The following is a 13,528-nucleotide window of genomic DNA, read 5'->3' as shown; positions in this document are numbered from 1 at the left end:
GGAACGATTACTGAGAGTTAGGGTTGATGGTGATCGCGAGATGGCCGGTGGTCTGGGCGGAGGCGAGGTTGGCCGCTTGGGCTGGGGTCGTCGCCAGTACGAGTAATGTGCCGTTGCTCTCGTCGGTGTCTGCTGCGGGGATCGTGATGACGGTGAGGTCTTCGGCGATCGTGTGGGCCGGTTGGCCTTCCTCCCAGGCTGCCAGGACGCCGATCGTGGAGCCGGGGGAGAGGAGCTTCGCGGCCGCTGGGTCCGCGATGCGTACGGGGGTCGCGACCATGCCTGGGGGCAGGGGGTATGAGCGGAGGAGGCGTACGTCGGTCAGCGGCTCGCCCTTGCGCATGGGGGTTGCCAGGATCTGGCCGGCCACGGACGTACGGACTGCGCCTGCGGGCGGGTGATTGAGAGGGGTTGGGTGGAGATCGCCTGGGCTCAGCCGGCCGGGGGAGAGATCGCGGGCGGCCACCAGGACGGTGGAAGGCGGTGGGGTTGGGCGGGTGGCGAGGAAGGCGGAGATGACGGCCAGGCCGGCCAGTCCCGCCGCGATGAGGCGGCGGCGACGGCCGAAGCGCTGCATCCAGGTCTGGATCACGGTAGCTCGAAGGGCAGCTTGATGCCGTCGAGGGCGGAGCCGCAGGGGCAGGTGCGCTCTTCGGGAAGGGCCTCCACGGTCTCGGCCACCAAGGTGCGCATGCGCGTGACGTTTTGGGCGAAGAACTCCAGGACCTCGTCATGGGTCACGCCCTGACCGGCCTCAACGCCGGCGTCATGGTCGGTCACCAGGGACAACGAGGTGTAGCACAGGGCCAACTCGCGGGCCAGAACCGCCTCGGGGAAACCGGTCATGCCCACGATCGACCACCCGTTGCCCGCGAACCACTGCGACTCGGCTCGCGTGGAGAAGCGCGGGCCCTCGATCACCACCAAGGTGCCGCCGTCGACGGTTTCCCAGCCGCCGGATCGTGCGGTCCGCACGGCTACGGCTCGGCCTGACGGGCAGTACGGGTCGGCGAATGACACGTGCACCGCACCGTCTGTGTCGTAATAAGTCTGGATGCGTCCAGAAGTGCGGTCCACGAGTTGGTCGGGGATGACCAAGGCTCCGGGGCCGTACTCCGCTCTCAGCGAGCCTACGGCGCTGGGGGCGAGCACCTGGCGGACGCCGAGTGAGCGCAGTGCCCAGAGGTTGGCACGATAGGGGATGCGGTGCGGGGGGAAACGGTGATCTCGTCCGTGCCGTGGGATGAATGCCACGGCGCGCGAGCCGATGCGTCCGACCGTGACGACATCGCTCGGGGGGCCGTAGGGGGTGGCGAGCTCGATCTGCTCCGCGTCGTCGAGAAGCGAATAGAAGCCTGAGCCGCCGATGACGCCGATGTCTGCGCGAGTGACCATGGCGCTGAGAGTAGCCGGAGTGGGGAAGGCCTTGCGTCAGCGGAATCGCGTTCTGTGGATAACTCTGATGCGGTGTGAGGGGCCCCTGGGCTACCTCCGGAAACTTCAGTGAGCGCTGCCGCCGGGGTGTGGAGGGTTGCTGCGCCGTGGCTGGTCTTGAGGGTGGCTGCGGGTGGGGTGACGGGGGCGAACCTTCTGGGGAGGCGGTCGGGTCCGCATGATCGGAAGATCGCGGAGTGGGGCGGGTAAGGCGTGGGTGGACGGCGGTGCCGGCAAGGCGGGGCTCGGGTGGGGGCGGTGTGGTGGTTGCCGGCCGGCCGGGCGGGGCGGGGGATGGAAGCGGCGGTGCAGTCCGGCGGGCGGGAAGGAGTCGCTGGGAGTGGTGTCAGTGGGCAGGCTTCGGGTTTCGGCTTGGCGGTTCGAATTTGAGGCGATTTCGTCCTGGCGGGCCACTTAGGATCCGTGGATGATTGCGGATCTGCAGTGTGTGGTGCTGGACTGCTCTGCTCCTGAGGAACTTGCCGAGTTCTACCGGTCGCTGCTTGGTGGGATCGTCAATCAGCCGGATCGGCGATGGTCAGTTGGTGATGATTGGGCGACGTTGCACACGCCGTCCGGCCTGGTGCTCGCCTTCCAGCAGGTAGCGGACTACAGGCCGCCGCTGTGGCCAGACCCGGACCGGCCGCAGCAGTTCCATCTGGATTTCGGTGTCGCTGACTTGGACCGGGCCGAAGAGCAGGTGCTCGCCCGGGGAGCGACGGTGTTGGACGATGATTCCGATGCGCAGGGCTGGCGAATCTATGCTGATCCCGCGGGGCATCCGTTCTGCCTGGTGCAGCACGGAGACGGATAGCCGGGCCCGAAGGTTTGTTCCAATGCCAAGGTCAGGGCATCGGGGCGACCAAGCCGCCCTTAATGCGCTGCTGCGCGCAGGCGCGACCGCCGACCGTGCGTATACGCGCGGACTGCGGGTTTGACCGCAAGCCGGTGCGAACCCAGCAGGTCCGCGCGCAAGAGGTCCACACATATCCGGCCGGACCGTGCCGAGCCGGATGGTCGGGGCTACGCAGGTTGGGCGGGTCAGCTTGAGGCTGCGGCGGGGGTGGCGGCGGGGGTTGAGGAGCCGGACCCGGAGCTGGAGCTCGAGCCGGAGTCGCCGGACTTGGTCTCGGTGGACTTCGACGAGGAAGAAGACGAGGACGAGGACGCGGTCGACGTGGAGCGGCTGTCCGTCTTGTAGAAGCCGGACCCCTTGAACACGATGCCGACAGCGGAGAAGACCTTCCGCAGGTTTCCCTCGCAATTCGGGCAAACCTTCAGCGCATCGTCGGTGAACTTCTGAACGACCTCGAGCTGCTGCCCACAGTCGTTGCAGGCGTACTGGTATGTCGGCACGCGCTCCTCCTTCAGATCTGGCACTCGAGCGATGCGACTGCTAATGGTAACCGATTGCGCCAAACACCTATTCCAACCCCCGCTCCCCGTACCATCCCGCCAGCTTGCCGCGCCGGCTCACGGCGCGCAGGCGGCGCTCCACCTCGTCGCGGCAGGCCGCGGTGGTGACGAGCAGGAGCTGGTCGTGCACCCTGATCCTGGTGGTGGTGTCCGGTACGAACGATTTGCCGTCGCGGACCACCAGCGTCACGGCGGCGCCGGCGGGAAGGCGGAGCTCGAAGATCTCCACGCCGTGCAGTTGCGAGCCGACCGGGACCTTGATCTGCAGCAGGTCCGCCTTGAGCTCCTCCAGCGGCGCGGACTCCACGGCCAGGTCGTGTGCCTCTGCGGGCGCGCTCACCCGGAGCAGCCGGGCCACGAACGGCAGCGTCGGCCCCTGCAGCAGTGTGAACACGATCACGATCACGAAGACCTCGTTGAAGATCTCCTTGGAACCCGTGACGCCGGACGCCCACGGAATGGTGGCGAGCACGATCGGGATCGCGCCGCGCAGCCCGGCCCACGACAGGAACGCCTGCTCCCGCCAGGTCACCCGGCCCAGCCGCAGGGCCCACGCCAGCAGGGAACTCGCCACCACCGACAGCGGCCGGGCCAGCAGCACCAGGACGGTGCCGGCGATCAGGCCGGGCACGATGGCGGTCGGCATCTCCTCCGGGCTGGCCAGCAGGCCCAGCATGACGAACAGCCCGATCTGCGCCAGCCAGGCCGCCCCCTCGGCGAACCCCCTGGTCGCCGCCCGGTGCGGCAGCCGCGAATTGCCCAGGATGAGCGCCGCCAGATAGACGGCCAGGAAACCGGAGCCGTGCAGCAGCACCGCGCCGCCGTACGAGACGAAGGTTAGCGCCAGCACGGCGATGGGATAGAGGCCGGAGGCGGGCAGGGCGACGCGACGCATCGCATAGGCGCCCGCGGGGCCGACGGCGAGGCCCACCGCGGCGCCGATGACCAGCTCGACTCCGCTCTCCAGCAGGAACGTTCCTACGGTCGCAGACGACTGCGTGGCCCCGCTGAGCAGTACGACGGCGATGACGGTGGGTGCGTCGTTGAAACCGGATTCCGCTTCCAGCACGCCCGCCAGCCGCGGTGGCAGCGGCAACCGGCGCAGCACCGAGAAGACCGCCGCGGCGTCCGTGGAGGCCAGCACCGCGCCGAGGATGAGGGCCGTCGTCCGGTCGATGCCCAGCAGGGCCTCCACGACCAGCGCCACCACGACGATGCTGACCGTCACGCCCACGGTCGCCAGCACCACGGCCATGGGTACGGACTGCCGCACATGTGACCAATTGGTAGTGAGGCCACCTTCGGCCAGGATTACGGCCAGCGCCGTCAGTCCGATCTGCTGGGCGAGTTGTGGATTGTCAAAAGGGATTCCAAATCCGGCTTCCCCAAGAACCAGACCGAACCCCAGGAACACCAGAAGGCTGGGCAGACCGGTGCGATGCGCGATGCGTACGAAGCCGATGGCCGCGATGACAATTGCGCCACCAAGGAGAAGCCAGACATCTACCGTCATCTGGCTCCCTCCCGTCCCTGTGTTCACATAAGACTAGTGAGTCCCTCAGGGGTCATCGCAAAACGAACGTGATGATCGTGCGGCTCCGCGGGAACACCTTCGATCAACTCACCCTCGTGAAGCAACGCCACGGTGGGAACGTTCGGGCCGACCCTGGCCAGGGCCCGGTCGTACGAGCCGCCGCCGCGGCCGAGACGTATCCCTGTGCGCCGGTCCACGGCGAGGGCGGGCACGATGACGAGTGCGGCGGTACGGATGGCGTCCACGCCGCGGCGCGTGTCGACCGGCTCCATAATTCCGTGACGGCCCGGGGCAAGGGTGTCCGGCCCGTCGTACACCGCCCAATCCAGGTCATTATCCGCGCGAAGCACGGGAAGGATCACTGTCGCGCCGTGTTTCCAGAGAGCGAACACCAACCCGTGCGTATCCGGCTCCGACCCCGCTGACCAGTAGCAGGCCACCAAACCGGCCATCTGAACCCACGGTTGATCAAGCAGCGTTTCACGGACCTTGACGGCGTTTGTCCGCAGTTGTTCTGGGGAGAGCGAGGTACGCGCGGCGTTGATCTCGCGGCGCAGTTTCAGCTTGTCCACAGGCACTCCACTAGGGTCTACTCATGGCTGACTTCGAACCTGTGACGAAAGCCGTTGTGCCCGCCGCGGGTCTGGGCACCCGGTTCCTCCCGGCGACCAAAGCGACACCCAAGGAGATGTTGCCCATCGTCGACAAGCCCGCCATCCAGTATGTCGTCGAAGAGGCGGCCTCCGCCGGGCTCCTCGACGTGCTCATGGTCACGGGCAAAAACAAACGGTCGATTGAGGACCATTTCGACCGCGCGTTCGAGTTGGAGGAGGCCCTTGAGGCCAAGGGAGACGAGCACCGGCTGTCCCAGGTGCGTGAGCCCGCCTCCCTCGCGACGCTCCACTACGTGCGCCAGGGCGAGCCGAAGGGCCTCGGCCACGCCGTGCTGTGCGCGAAGCACCACGTGGGTGACCATCCGTTCGCGTGTCTGCTCGGTGACGACCTGATCGACTATCGAGACCAGTTGCTCAAGCGCATGATCGAGGTGCGTGACACGTTCGGCGGGAGTGTGATCGCGCTGATGGAGGTGCCGAGGGAGCAGGTCTCCCTGTACGGCGTCGCCACCATCGAGGCCACCGCCGAGGATGACGTCGTCCGCGTGACCGATCTGGTGGAGAAGCCGCCGGCCGACGAGGCGCCGTCCAATTGGGCGATCATCGGGCGTTACGTGATCGATCCGGCGGTGTTCGAGGTGCTGGAGAACACGCCGCCGGGGCGCGGGGGCGAGATCCAGCTCACCGACGCGCTGCGTACGCTCGCGACCCGTGGCCGCGAGGAGGGCGGGCCCGTGCATGGCGTGCTGTTCAGGGGGCGCCGTTACGACACCGGCGACAAGCTCGACTATTTGCGGACGGTGGTGAAGTTCGCCGCGGGCCGGGAGGATCTCGCGCCGGACTTCGTGCCGTGGCTGCGGGAGTTCCTCGATGAAATCGGTTGAGGAGCATCTGGCCGAGATCCTGGCCACGGTGCGTCCGCTGGCGCCGCTGGAGCTTGAGCTGGAGCAGACCCTCGGGGCGACGCTGGCCGAGGAGGTCACCTCGCCGGTGCCGCTGCCGCCGTTCGACAACTCGGCCATGGACGGTTACGCGGTGCGGGCCGAGGACGTGGCGCAGGCTCCGGTCAGGCTGCCGGTGATCGACGACGTGGCTGCCGGGTCCGTGGAGTTGCGGGCCGTGGGGCCGGGTCATGCCGTGCGCATCATGACCGGGGCTCCGCTGCCCGTGGGGGCCGATGCCGTGGTGCCGGTGGAGTGGACGGACGGTGGCACCGCCTCCGTGCTTATCGATCGCCCGGTCGAGGCGGGCAACGCGATCCGGCGGGCGGGGGAGGACGTACAGTCCGGTGAGGTCGTTCTCAAACCGGGCACCGTGATCGGTCCCGCGCAGCTCGGCATCATCGCCGGGGTGGGGCGGCGGCGGGTCTGGGCCCGGCCGCGGCCCCGGGTGGTCGTCATCTCCACCGGCGCGGAGCTGGTCGAGCCGGGCACGTCGTTGCTGCCCGGGCAGATCTGGGAGTCCAACAGCTACACCCTGGCCGCCGCCGTGCGGGAGGCGGGCGCCGACGGGTTCCGCGCGGGGTCGGTGGGGGACGATCCGGCCGTGCTGCTCGATCAGCTCGACACCCATCTCGTACGCGCTGACGCCCTCATCACCAGCGGTGGCGTGTCCATGGGGGCCTACGAGCCGGTCAAGCAGGCTTTGTCCCCGCTCGGCACGGTTCAGTTCGAGAAGGTGGCGATGCAGCCGGGGATGCCGCAGGGGTTCGGCGTCCTGGGGGAGGACCGGGTGCCGATCTTCGCCCTTCCCGGCAATCCGGTTTCGTCCTTCGTATCCTTCCTGCTCTTCGTACGTCCTGCGCTGAACAAGATGCGCGGGCTGTCCGGCGACGTGCTGGAGACGGTGACCGCCCAGGTCACGGGCACACTGCGCTCGCCGGCCGGGCGACGGTCGTTCCTGCGCGGCGTGCTGGCCGCCGACGGCACGGTCTCGCCGGTGCACGGTCAGGGCTCTCATCAGCTCGCCGCCCTGGCGATGGCGAACGCGCTGATCGTGGTGCCCGAGGACGTGACCGAGGTGGCCGAGGGGGCTTCGGTGGAGGTGATCCGGATTTGAGCGAATTCACCCATATCGATGAGACCGGTGCCGCCCGCATGGTGGACGTTTCCGCCAAGGACGTGTCGGCTCGCTCCGCCACGGCCACCGGGCGGGTGCTGCTGTCGGCCGAGGTGGTGCGGCTGCTGCGGTCGGGTGAGGTGCCCAAGGGCGATGCGCTGGGGGTGGCGCGGATCGCAGGGATCATGGGAGCGAAGCGGACGCCCGATCTCATTCCGCTCTGCCATCCGATCGGCCTGCACGGGGTGGAGGTCACCCTGGACGTCGAGGACTGGGGCGTGGGGATCACGTGCCGGGCGAAGACGGCCGACCGCACCGGGGTGGAGATGGAGGCGTTGACGGCGGTCTCGGTGGCCGCTCTGGCGCTGATCGACATGGTCAAGGCGGTCGATCCGGGCGCGGTGATCACGGACGTACGGGTGGAGGAGAAGCTGGGCGGCAAGACCGGCCGCTGGACCAGGGAGCCGGCGTGATCCGGGCGCTGGTGATCACCGTGTCGAACCGGGCGTCGGCCGGGATATATGAGGATAAATCCGGGCCGCTGCTCGCCGAGTTGCTGCGGCGCGAGGCGGGATGCGACGTCGTGGCGGGGCCCCTGGTGGTGCCCGACGGCGAGGCCGTCGAAAGGGCGTTGCGTGACGGGCTGGCGGGCGGCTATGACGTCATCGTGACCACCGGGGGGACGGGGCTGACGCCCATGGACCTCACGCCGGAGATGACGGCCCGGGTCATTTCCCGGGAAATCCCCGGCATAGCCGAGGCGATCAGACAGTCAAATCGGGAAAAGGTGCCTACTTCTATCTTGTCGAGAGGGCTGGCGGGACAGGCGGGTGACACCTTGATCGTAAATTTGCCCGGATCATCCGGGGGGGTGCGCGATGGTGTCGCGGTGCTCGCGCCGATTCTGCGGCACGCGGTTGATCAGGTCCGGGGTGGTGATCACCCGCGCTGACCTTGGATTCGATGATCCGTGGCGACATTGTTCCCATTGGGGGGATGATGAGAGAGTGGATCGACTTCGTGGCTGGCCGGCAATCCTCAACGAAGGCCCGGTAGGCCTTCGGCCGCTGCGGCTGGGTGACGTACGTGTGTGGCGCGAGACCCGGCTGCGCAACGCCGACTGGCTGCGTCCCTGGGAGCCGAGCAACCCTGAGACACCGCTGTTCAGGACCGGCCTCGGCCCGTACATCTCCATGGTCGGCACCCTGCGCCGCGAGGCCAGGCAGGGGCTGGCGTTGCCCTGGGTGATCACGTACGGGGGGCGGTTCGCAGGGCAGTTGACCGTGGGGGCCGTGGTGTGGGGATCCGCCCGTTCCGCCCAGGTCGGTTACTGGGTCGACGGCGGGCTGGCCGGCCGCGGCATCACGCCCACCGCCCTCGCCATGGCCGTTGACCACTGCTTCTTCACCACCGGATTGCATCGGCTCGAAGCGAACATCCGCCCCGAGAACCAAGCCAGCCGTAGGGTGGTTGAGAAGCTCGGTTTCCGGGAAGAAGGCATTCGGCGTCGCCAACTCCACATCGACGGAGCCTGGCGCGACCACATTTGCTACGCGCTGACCGTCGAGGACGTTCCTGGCGGGCTGCTCGTGCAGTGGCGTCGCGCTCGTGAGTCAGCGGCTCACGGTGGGTCTCCCGTCGAAGAGGTTTGACGATCTCGCGACACACCGCACCGAATGCTCGTCAATCAGTGACACGCGGTCTTACGGTGCGTGACGTGAGCACATTGATGACGCGACGAGCACACTCGCGTCTTTGTGCTGCCCGGAGGTGGTCGTGAGCGGCGTCCTCCTCTATTTGGCCATCGTCGTTATGTGGTTGTGCGTCCTGATTCCCATGTGGTTGCGCAGGGACAAGACAAACCTCGCCGAACTGGCCGAACTCGAAGAGCACTACACCGGCGAACACGCCCTGCCCGACCTGGACAGTCTGGCCCCTTCCGACACCGACGAGGAAGATGGAACGGTCGAGGTCGAGAAGGTCGACGTCCGCCAGTTCCGGCTGCGCCGCCGCGCCATCATCGTGGCCCGCCGGCGCCGCCTGCTGTTCTTCACCGCCCTGCTGGTGCTGGCCTCCGTGGTGACGGCCGCGGTCGAGATGATCCCGTGGTGGGGCGTGGCGCCCTCTGGGGTCATCATGCTGGCGTACATGGCGTTTCTGCGCATCGCCGTACAGGTGGACAGGGAACGCCGCGAACGCGTCCGCCTGGCCCGCGTAGAGCGGCGGCGGCGTGCCCGCGAGCAGCGGCGCGTGACGGAGGAGTCGAAGGCCGAGATCATCGATCTCACGCCTCTGCACGCGGACGTCCTCTTCGACCAGTACGCGGAGCCGCCCAAGCGGGCGGTGGGGGACTGAATGGGTGGCGCGAGGACCCTTGGGAGTTTGCTAATCTAATCAAGTCCTTGGGGATGTAGCGCAGTCCGGTAGCGCACTTCGTTCGCATCGAAGGGGTCAGGGGTTCGAATCCCCTCATCTCCACCAAGAAGATGCAGGTGAGCAGGGTCTTCGGCGTAGTCCGGAGGCCCTTTCCTCATGTCTGGAAGTCGATGGGAGCCAATCGGGGAGCCATCTCACTCGGATTCTCTACCCGTGTCGGCTGTCGCCGAAGATGGTGTTCATCGTGTGGGCACCCTTGGTGATCACCGGTCTGAGTTGGTGCCGGTAGACCGCTTCTGTGACGATGGTGCCCGCGTGTCCGACGAGATCGGCGATGGTCTCGATGGGTACGCCCTGGTCACTCATGATGGAAGCGAACGAGTGACGCAGTTTCGCGGGCTCCATGTGGGTCCGATCTCCGCTGCCTTGGTGATCTTGCGGAATGCCCGCCGCACGTTCGATGCGTCCAGTTGGGTGCCGACGCTCTTGCAGAACACCAGGTTGTGATCTTGCCATGCCTCGCCCCGCCTTGAGCTTCTGAGCGAGTTGGCGGGTGTGGTGCTTCTGCCCTCCGTATTGCTGCTGCTCAGCCGTCCTTAGAAGCCCTCCGCGAACTCACGACGGGCGCTTGAGCGCGGCCCTGTGGGCCGGCCACCAATCTGGTAGAAAGCCGCCCATGACCACCATCCCGCGGCCCAGCTTCATCTCCCTGCTGAGCGCCCTGGCCGTCGGCGCGGTATTCGGCGCCGCCACCTCGCTGGCCAACGCCGCGGCCACTCTGACCGTGGATCTGGAAAGCGCCGAGGCCACCATCCGAGGGTGGTCGATCATGGAGATCGTCAGCATCCTGCTGGACGCCGGCTGGGCATGGGCGGGACTGGGGGTGCTGGCGGGATGGCGGGCCACCCGTGGTCAAGGGGGCGTTCTCACGGGCCGCCGCCTGGCGCGGGGCGCCGTCGTCGGCGTGGTGGCCTTGCTCGCCGCCACCGCTACCTACTACATCGCCGACACGATCGTCCACGACGTCTCATCCGGCTCCTACGTCCACGACACGGTCTACTGGTGGGTGGCGAGCGCCTTGTTCGGTCCGGTACTCGGTGCCATCGGAGCCTGCGCTGGGCATCCGGGAGTGATCGGTGTGCTCGCCCGGCTGACCGTGCCGGTCGGCGCGGCCGTCCAGATGGCCGTGCTGCCACCGGGCAGGAACGATGTGCTCAGGAACATCGGGCAGTGGGTCGTGTGGACGGCGGCCGCTGTGGCTGTCGGCCTCGTGATTGCCCGTTTCCTGCGCGTACGGCGGCGGGCCTCAAGGGCCGAGGCGGCGGGAAACGATCTTCGGTGAGGCGGGAAGCGATCTTCAGTTGGCCGTATCGGTCTAGCTCATGGGTACTCGCGAACACCCCAGTGGGCGGTGCTGGAGCCGCTGCTGCCCGTGGGCCGGAGGTCGGGGCGCCCGTCGATTTGGACGAAACGGCAGCTCATCGATGGGATCCGGTGGCGGGTGCGGGTGGGTGCGCCGTGGCGGAACGTGCCGGAGCGGTACGGGTGCCGGCAGACGATCTACGGATTGTTCCGGCGTTGGCAGCGTGCCGGCATCTGGCAGCAGGTCCTGACCGTCTTGCAGGCTCGGGCGGACGCGGCCGGGCTGATCGGCTGGGATGTGAGTGTCGACTCCAGCGTCTGCCGGGCCCATCAGCACGCCGCCGGGGCGCGGAAAAGGGGGATCTGCAGGTGGAGTCGCCGGGCGGTGTGCGGGAGGAGCCGGCCGATCACGGGCTGGGGCGTTCCCGTGGTGGCTTGAGCACCAAGCTGCACCTGGCCACCGAGCAGGGCCGTAGGGCGCTGTCGATCGTGCTGACGGCCGGGCAGCGTGGTGACAGCCCGCAATTCACGGCGGTCTTGGAGGGCATCCGGGTGCCACGTCTTGGCGGGGGTCGGCCCCGTACCCGGCCGCACCGGGTGCTGGCCGATAAGGCCTGCAGCTCGCGTGGCAATCGCCGTTACCTGCGCAGGCGCGGCATCAAGGCCACCATCCCGATCAAGCTGGACCAAGCCGCCGCCCGGCGCAGGAAGGGGTCCCAGGGCGGCCGGCCACCGGCGTTCGACTCCGAGGCGTACAAGCTGCGCCATGCGGTGGAATGCGGCATCAACAGACTCAAGGGCTACCGAGTGGTGGCTACCCGTTACGACAAGCTTGCCGTTCGCTACGAAGCCACCGTCCACATCGCCGTGATCGACACCTGGCTATGAGGCCACCACTTCTGAAACACGCCCTGGGCCGACCTCGCCGGTGCCCTTCGGGCCGGGCGCGCTCACCGCCACCGGGCCCCGCACCGGCCGCTTGTCGATGCCCGTCGCGCCCAGCTTCTTCCAGGGGTTGGGCCTGGGGCGGCCGATGTTGACGGAGAGCAGCTTCATGGGCGAGACCGTACGGCTCATCGCGCTCCCCGACTCATTTCTCCGGCACCCCCTGGCTACGCCTTCGGCGGGGTGGCCGCGAGAATGGAGGACAGCAGGCCGGGGAAGCGGCGCTCCAGATCGTCGCGGCGTAGGCGACTGGGCCGGGCGGTGCCCTCGATTCTGGTGGAGACCACGCCGCTGTGGCGCAGGACGTTGACGTGGTGTGACACCGTCGATACCTTCACCGGCAGATCGAGCGCCGTACAGGTGGACTCCTCAACCTGGTCGAGCAGCCGGACGATGCGCAGTCGCATCGGATCGGCCAGCGCCTGCAGCACCGTGGCCACGTCGATCTCGTCGAGGTCGGGCTGCCCCATCCAGGTCTGCATCGCTTCCCCCCTCGACATGTCCGATGACGACAGCTATTACGATACCCGTCGGAGCAATATTACGATTAGCATCGTAATTACCGATACGCATCGGAAGAGTGTCATGACGTCACCTACACATACCGAAGCCCCAGTACGCTGGCGCCCCCACACCGCGGTCCTGGCCTTCGGCGCCTTCGCCGTCGGCACCGACGGCTTCGTCGTCGCCGGCCTGCTGCCCTCCATCGCCACGTCACTGCACGTCAGCGTGGCCGCGGCCGGCCAGCTTGTGACGGTGTTCTCCATCTCCTACGCGGTGCTCGCACCGGTGCTGGCCGCCCTGACCGCCTCGTGGCCGCGCAGAAGGGTGCTCGTCACCGCGCTGGCGGTGTTCGCGGCAGGCAACGCGATCACCGCGCTGGCCCCCTCGTACGACCTGGTCCTGGCCTCCAGAGTGGTCGCCGCCGCCGGGGCCGCGCTGTTCACCGCGACCGCCAGCGCGACAGCGGCACTTCTGGCGGGAGACCGAGAACGCGGCCGCGCGATCTCCATCGTGATGCTCGGCGTGACCACCGCACTGGTCCTCGGAGCACCACTCGGCACGCTGATCGGCGGCCTGGCCGACTGGCGGGCCGCGATGTGGCTCGTCACCGCGCTCGCCCTGGTCGCCGCCCCCGCCATCGGGCTCCGCCTGCCCTCGGCCACCGGGCAGGGCAACGGCGACCTGCGCGCGTTCCTGGCGCCGCTGCGCAACCGGCGGATCGTCGGCCTGCTGGTCACCACCGTGGTGGCCTTCACCGGCATCTACATTCCCTACACCTACGTCAGCGAGGTCTTCGCCCCCGCGTACGCGGGTACTTCGGGCCTGGCCGTCCTGCTGCTGGTCTACGGCCTGTCCGGGACGGTGGGCAACCTCACCGCCGGGCACCTGGCCGACCGGTACGGCCCCCGCCGCGTGATCGTGGCCGTGACGCTGATCCTGGCCGCGGCCTTCGCCCTCACCCCACTGGGCCGCGGCACTCTCGGGGCGGCTGTCGCGATCATCATGATCGTCGGATTCCTGTCCTTCTCGGTCACGACACCGCAGCAGCACCTCCTCATCACCCTGGCCGGACCCGGCTCCGGCCTGATCACTTCGCTCTACCAGTCCGCCCTCTACCTCGCCGTGTCGCTGTCGGGAGGGGCGGGGGCGTTGGCACTCGAAGGGTGGGGCGCGGCCCACCTGCCGCACCTGGCCGCCGTACTGATGCTGGCCGCTGCCACGCTGACTGTCGCGAACGGCACACGTGCCGGGCAAACGCCCCGTAGCTCCGACATATTGACCTGAC

The 13,528-nt window shown here is 68.1% G+C and carries 18 protein-coding genes, 1 tRNA gene and 1 pseudogene; 12 read left to right on the top strand and 8 right to left on the bottom strand.

Annotated elements, in window-relative coordinates; genetic code table 11:
• Positions 1 to 7: 7 nt before the first annotated feature.
• Together cpaB and BLS95_RS18295 are read right to left on the bottom strand one after the other, a co-directional pair.
• Positions 8 to 592, bottom strand: coding sequence for a Flp pilus assembly protein CpaB (cpaB, locus tag BLS95_RS18300; protein WP_245765129.1), 585 nt, complete (start codon positions 590 to 592; stop codon positions 8 to 10).
• On the bottom strand, positions 589 to 1,395 hold the full coding sequence (locus BLS95_RS18295; RefSeq protein WP_090932705.1) for an S-methyl-5'-thioadenosine phosphorylase: 807 nt from the start codon (positions 1,393 to 1,395) through the stop codon (positions 589 to 591). The genes cpaB and BLS95_RS18295 overlap by 4 nt, the downstream gene beginning before the upstream one ends.
• A 466-nt stretch (positions 1,396 to 1,861) precedes the next feature.
• Here BLS95_RS18295 and BLS95_RS18290 point away from each other — a divergent pair, with 466 nt between their 5' ends.
• Positions 1,862 to 2,248 (top strand): VOC family protein, encoded by a 387-nt coding sequence (locus tag BLS95_RS18290; RefSeq protein ID WP_090932703.1) that lies wholly within the window; start codon positions 1,862 to 1,864, stop codon positions 2,246 to 2,248.
• Between the two features lie 249 nt (positions 2,249 to 2,497).
• Positions 2,498 to 2,635: a hypothetical protein gene (locus BLS95_RS57940; RefSeq protein WP_245765138.1), complete on the top strand. Its 138-nt coding sequence runs from the start codon at positions 2,498 to 2,500 to the stop codon at positions 2,633 to 2,635.
• Positions 2,636 to 2,697: 62 nt separating this feature from the next.
• Here the strand turns inward: BLS95_RS57940 and BLS95_RS57935 are convergent.
• From BLS95_RS57935 to BLS95_RS18275, 3 genes and pseudogenes are all read right to left on the bottom strand, one after another.
• Positions 2,698 to 2,790, bottom strand: a pseudogene (locus BLS95_RS57935) (FmdB family zinc ribbon protein); the annotation flags it as partial.
• 67 nt (positions 2,791 to 2,857) lie between these two features.
• Complete coding sequence (locus tag BLS95_RS18280; protein WP_090932699.1) at positions 2,858 to 4,363, bottom strand: potassium/proton antiporter; 1,506 nt, start codon at positions 4,361 to 4,363, stop codon at positions 2,858 to 2,860.
• Positions 4,364 to 4,386: 23 nt separating this feature from the next.
• Positions 4,387 to 4,956, bottom strand: a complete 570-nt coding sequence (locus BLS95_RS18275; RefSeq protein WP_090932697.1) for a 5-formyltetrahydrofolate cyclo-ligase — start codon at positions 4,954 to 4,956, stop codon at positions 4,387 to 4,389.
• A gap of 23 nt (positions 4,957 to 4,979) precedes the next feature.
• On the opposite strand from BLS95_RS18275, the gene galU reads away from it, so the two are divergent.
• The 7 genes from galU (at position 4,980) to BLS95_RS18240 (ending at position 9,537) form a co-directional block, all read left to right on the top strand.
• The gene (galU, locus tag BLS95_RS18270; RefSeq protein WP_090932695.1) at positions 4,980 to 5,882 is read left to right on the top strand and encodes a UTP--glucose-1-phosphate uridylyltransferase GalU; all 903 of its coding nucleotides are present in this window, start codon (positions 4,980 to 4,982) and stop codon (positions 5,880 to 5,882) included.
• Positions 5,869 to 7,056, top strand: coding sequence for a molybdotransferase-like divisome protein Glp (gene glp / locus BLS95_RS18265; protein WP_090932693.1), 1,188 nt, complete (start codon positions 5,869 to 5,871; stop codon positions 7,054 to 7,056). Before galU ends, glp begins: the two co-directional genes overlap by 14 nt.
• Positions 7,053 to 7,529 (top strand): cyclic pyranopterin monophosphate synthase MoaC, encoded by a 477-nt coding sequence (moaC, locus tag BLS95_RS18260; RefSeq protein ID WP_090932692.1) that lies wholly within the window; start codon positions 7,053 to 7,055, stop codon positions 7,527 to 7,529. The genes glp and moaC overlap by 4 nt, the downstream gene beginning before the upstream one ends.
• Entirely contained in the window at positions 7,529 to 8,008 is a 480-nt protein-coding gene (locus BLS95_RS18255; protein WP_090932799.1) for a MogA/MoaB family molybdenum cofactor biosynthesis protein, read from the top strand. The genes moaC and BLS95_RS18255 overlap by 1 nt, the downstream gene beginning before the upstream one ends.
• Before the next feature lie 55 nt (positions 8,009 to 8,063).
• Complete coding sequence (locus BLS95_RS18250) at positions 8,064 to 8,708, top strand: GNAT family N-acetyltransferase (RefSeq protein WP_090932690.1); 645 nt, start codon at positions 8,064 to 8,066, stop codon at positions 8,706 to 8,708.
• A gap of 124 nt (positions 8,709 to 8,832) precedes the next feature.
• Entirely contained in the window at positions 8,833 to 9,411 is a 579-nt protein-coding gene (gene sepX, locus BLS95_RS18245; RefSeq protein ID WP_143043763.1) for a divisome protein SepX/GlpR, read from the top strand.
• Positions 9,412 to 9,460: 49 nt separating this feature from the next.
• Positions 9,461 to 9,537: transfer RNA gene (locus BLS95_RS18240), tRNA-Ala, on the top strand.
• A 102-nt stretch (positions 9,538 to 9,639) separates the two neighbouring features.
• Here BLS95_RS18240 and BLS95_RS57930 read toward each other — a convergent pair.
• Positions 9,640 to 9,837, bottom strand: coding sequence for a tyrosine-type recombinase/integrase (locus BLS95_RS57930; protein ID WP_245765128.1), 198 nt, complete (start codon positions 9,835 to 9,837; stop codon positions 9,640 to 9,642).
• A gap of 271 nt (positions 9,838 to 10,108) precedes the next feature.
• Between BLS95_RS57930 and BLS95_RS18230 the strand changes: the two genes are divergently transcribed.
• Together BLS95_RS18230 and BLS95_RS18225 are read left to right on the top strand one after the other, a co-directional pair.
• On the top strand, positions 10,109 to 10,774 hold the full coding sequence (locus tag BLS95_RS18230) for a hypothetical protein (protein WP_090932686.1): 666 nt from the start codon (positions 10,109 to 10,111) through the stop codon (positions 10,772 to 10,774).
• A gap of 27 nt (positions 10,775 to 10,801) precedes the next feature.
• A protein-coding gene (locus BLS95_RS18225) for an IS5 family transposase (RefSeq protein WP_176993254.1) occupies positions 10,802 to 11,682 on the top strand; the annotation gives its coding sequence in 2 pieces (ribosomal slippage) (positions 10,802 to 11,183 and positions 11,183 to 11,682; 882 coding nt in all).
• Here BLS95_RS18225 and BLS95_RS18220 read toward each other — a convergent pair.
• Both BLS95_RS18220 and BLS95_RS18215 read right to left on the bottom strand, forming a co-directional pair.
• A complete protein-coding gene (locus tag BLS95_RS18220) occupies positions 11,677 to 11,850 on the bottom strand; it encodes a hypothetical protein (protein WP_218135826.1) in 174 nt (57 codons plus the stop codon). The genes BLS95_RS18225 and BLS95_RS18220 overlap by 6 nt on opposite strands.
• A gap of 56 nt (positions 11,851 to 11,906) precedes the next feature.
• On the bottom strand, positions 11,907 to 12,221 hold the full coding sequence (locus tag BLS95_RS18215; RefSeq protein WP_090932684.1) for an ArsR/SmtB family transcription factor: 315 nt from the start codon (positions 12,219 to 12,221) through the stop codon (positions 11,907 to 11,909).
• A gap of 103 nt (positions 12,222 to 12,324) precedes the next feature.
• Here BLS95_RS18215 and BLS95_RS18210 point away from each other — a divergent pair, with 103 nt between their 5' ends.
• Complete coding sequence (locus BLS95_RS18210) at positions 12,325 to 13,527, top strand: MFS transporter (RefSeq protein WP_090932682.1); 1,203 nt, start codon at positions 12,325 to 12,327, stop codon at positions 13,525 to 13,527.
• The last annotated feature ends 1 nt before the right edge of the window (position 13,528 follow it).

This window comes from Nonomuraea jiangxiensis (genome assembly GCF_900099965.1).
Classification (GTDB): Bacteria; Actinomycetota; Actinomycetes; order Streptosporangiales; family Streptosporangiaceae; genus Nonomuraea; species Nonomuraea jiangxiensis.
Note: the sequence above shows the minus strand (reverse complement) of the source record. Positions and strands in the feature narration are given on the sequence as shown.

What these genes read in the sequence shown, in the direction of transcription:
- BLS95_RS18295 (WP_090932705.1), bottom strand. Translation starts at nt 1,395, where the DNA reads ATGGTCACTCGCGCAGACATCGGCGTCATCGGCGGCTCAGGCTTCTAT.
- BLS95_RS18290 (WP_090932703.1), top strand. Translation starts at nt 1,862, where the DNA reads ATGATTGCGGATCTGCAGTGTGTGGTGCTGGACTGCTCTGCTCCTGAG.
- BLS95_RS18280 (WP_090932699.1), bottom strand. Translation starts at nt 4,363, where the DNA reads ATGACGGTAGATGTCTGGCTTCTCCTTGGTGGCGCAATTGTCATCGCG.
- galU (WP_090932695.1), top strand. Translation starts at nt 4,980, where the DNA reads ATGGCTGACTTCGAACCTGTGACGAAAGCCGTTGTGCCCGCCGCGGGT.
- glp (WP_090932693.1), top strand. Translation starts at nt 5,869, where the DNA reads ATGAAATCGGTTGAGGAGCATCTGGCCGAGATCCTGGCCACGGTGCGT.
- BLS95_RS57930 (WP_245765128.1), bottom strand. Translation starts at nt 9,837, where the DNA reads ATGGAGCCCGCGAAACTGCGTCACTCGTTCGCTTCCATCATGAGTGAC.
- BLS95_RS18230 (WP_090932686.1), top strand. Translation starts at nt 10,109, where the DNA reads ATGACCACCATCCCGCGGCCCAGCTTCATCTCCCTGCTGAGCGCCCTG.
- BLS95_RS18220 (WP_218135826.1), bottom strand. Translation starts at nt 11,850, where the DNA reads ATGAAGCTGCTCTCCGTCAACATCGGCCGCCCCAGGCCCAACCCCTGG.
- BLS95_RS18215 (WP_090932684.1), bottom strand. Translation starts at nt 12,221, where the DNA reads ATGCAGACCTGGATGGGGCAGCCCGACCTCGACGAGATCGACGTGGCC.
- BLS95_RS18210 (WP_090932682.1), top strand. Translation starts at nt 12,325, where the DNA reads ATGACGTCACCTACACATACCGAAGCCCCAGTACGCTGGCGCCCCCAC.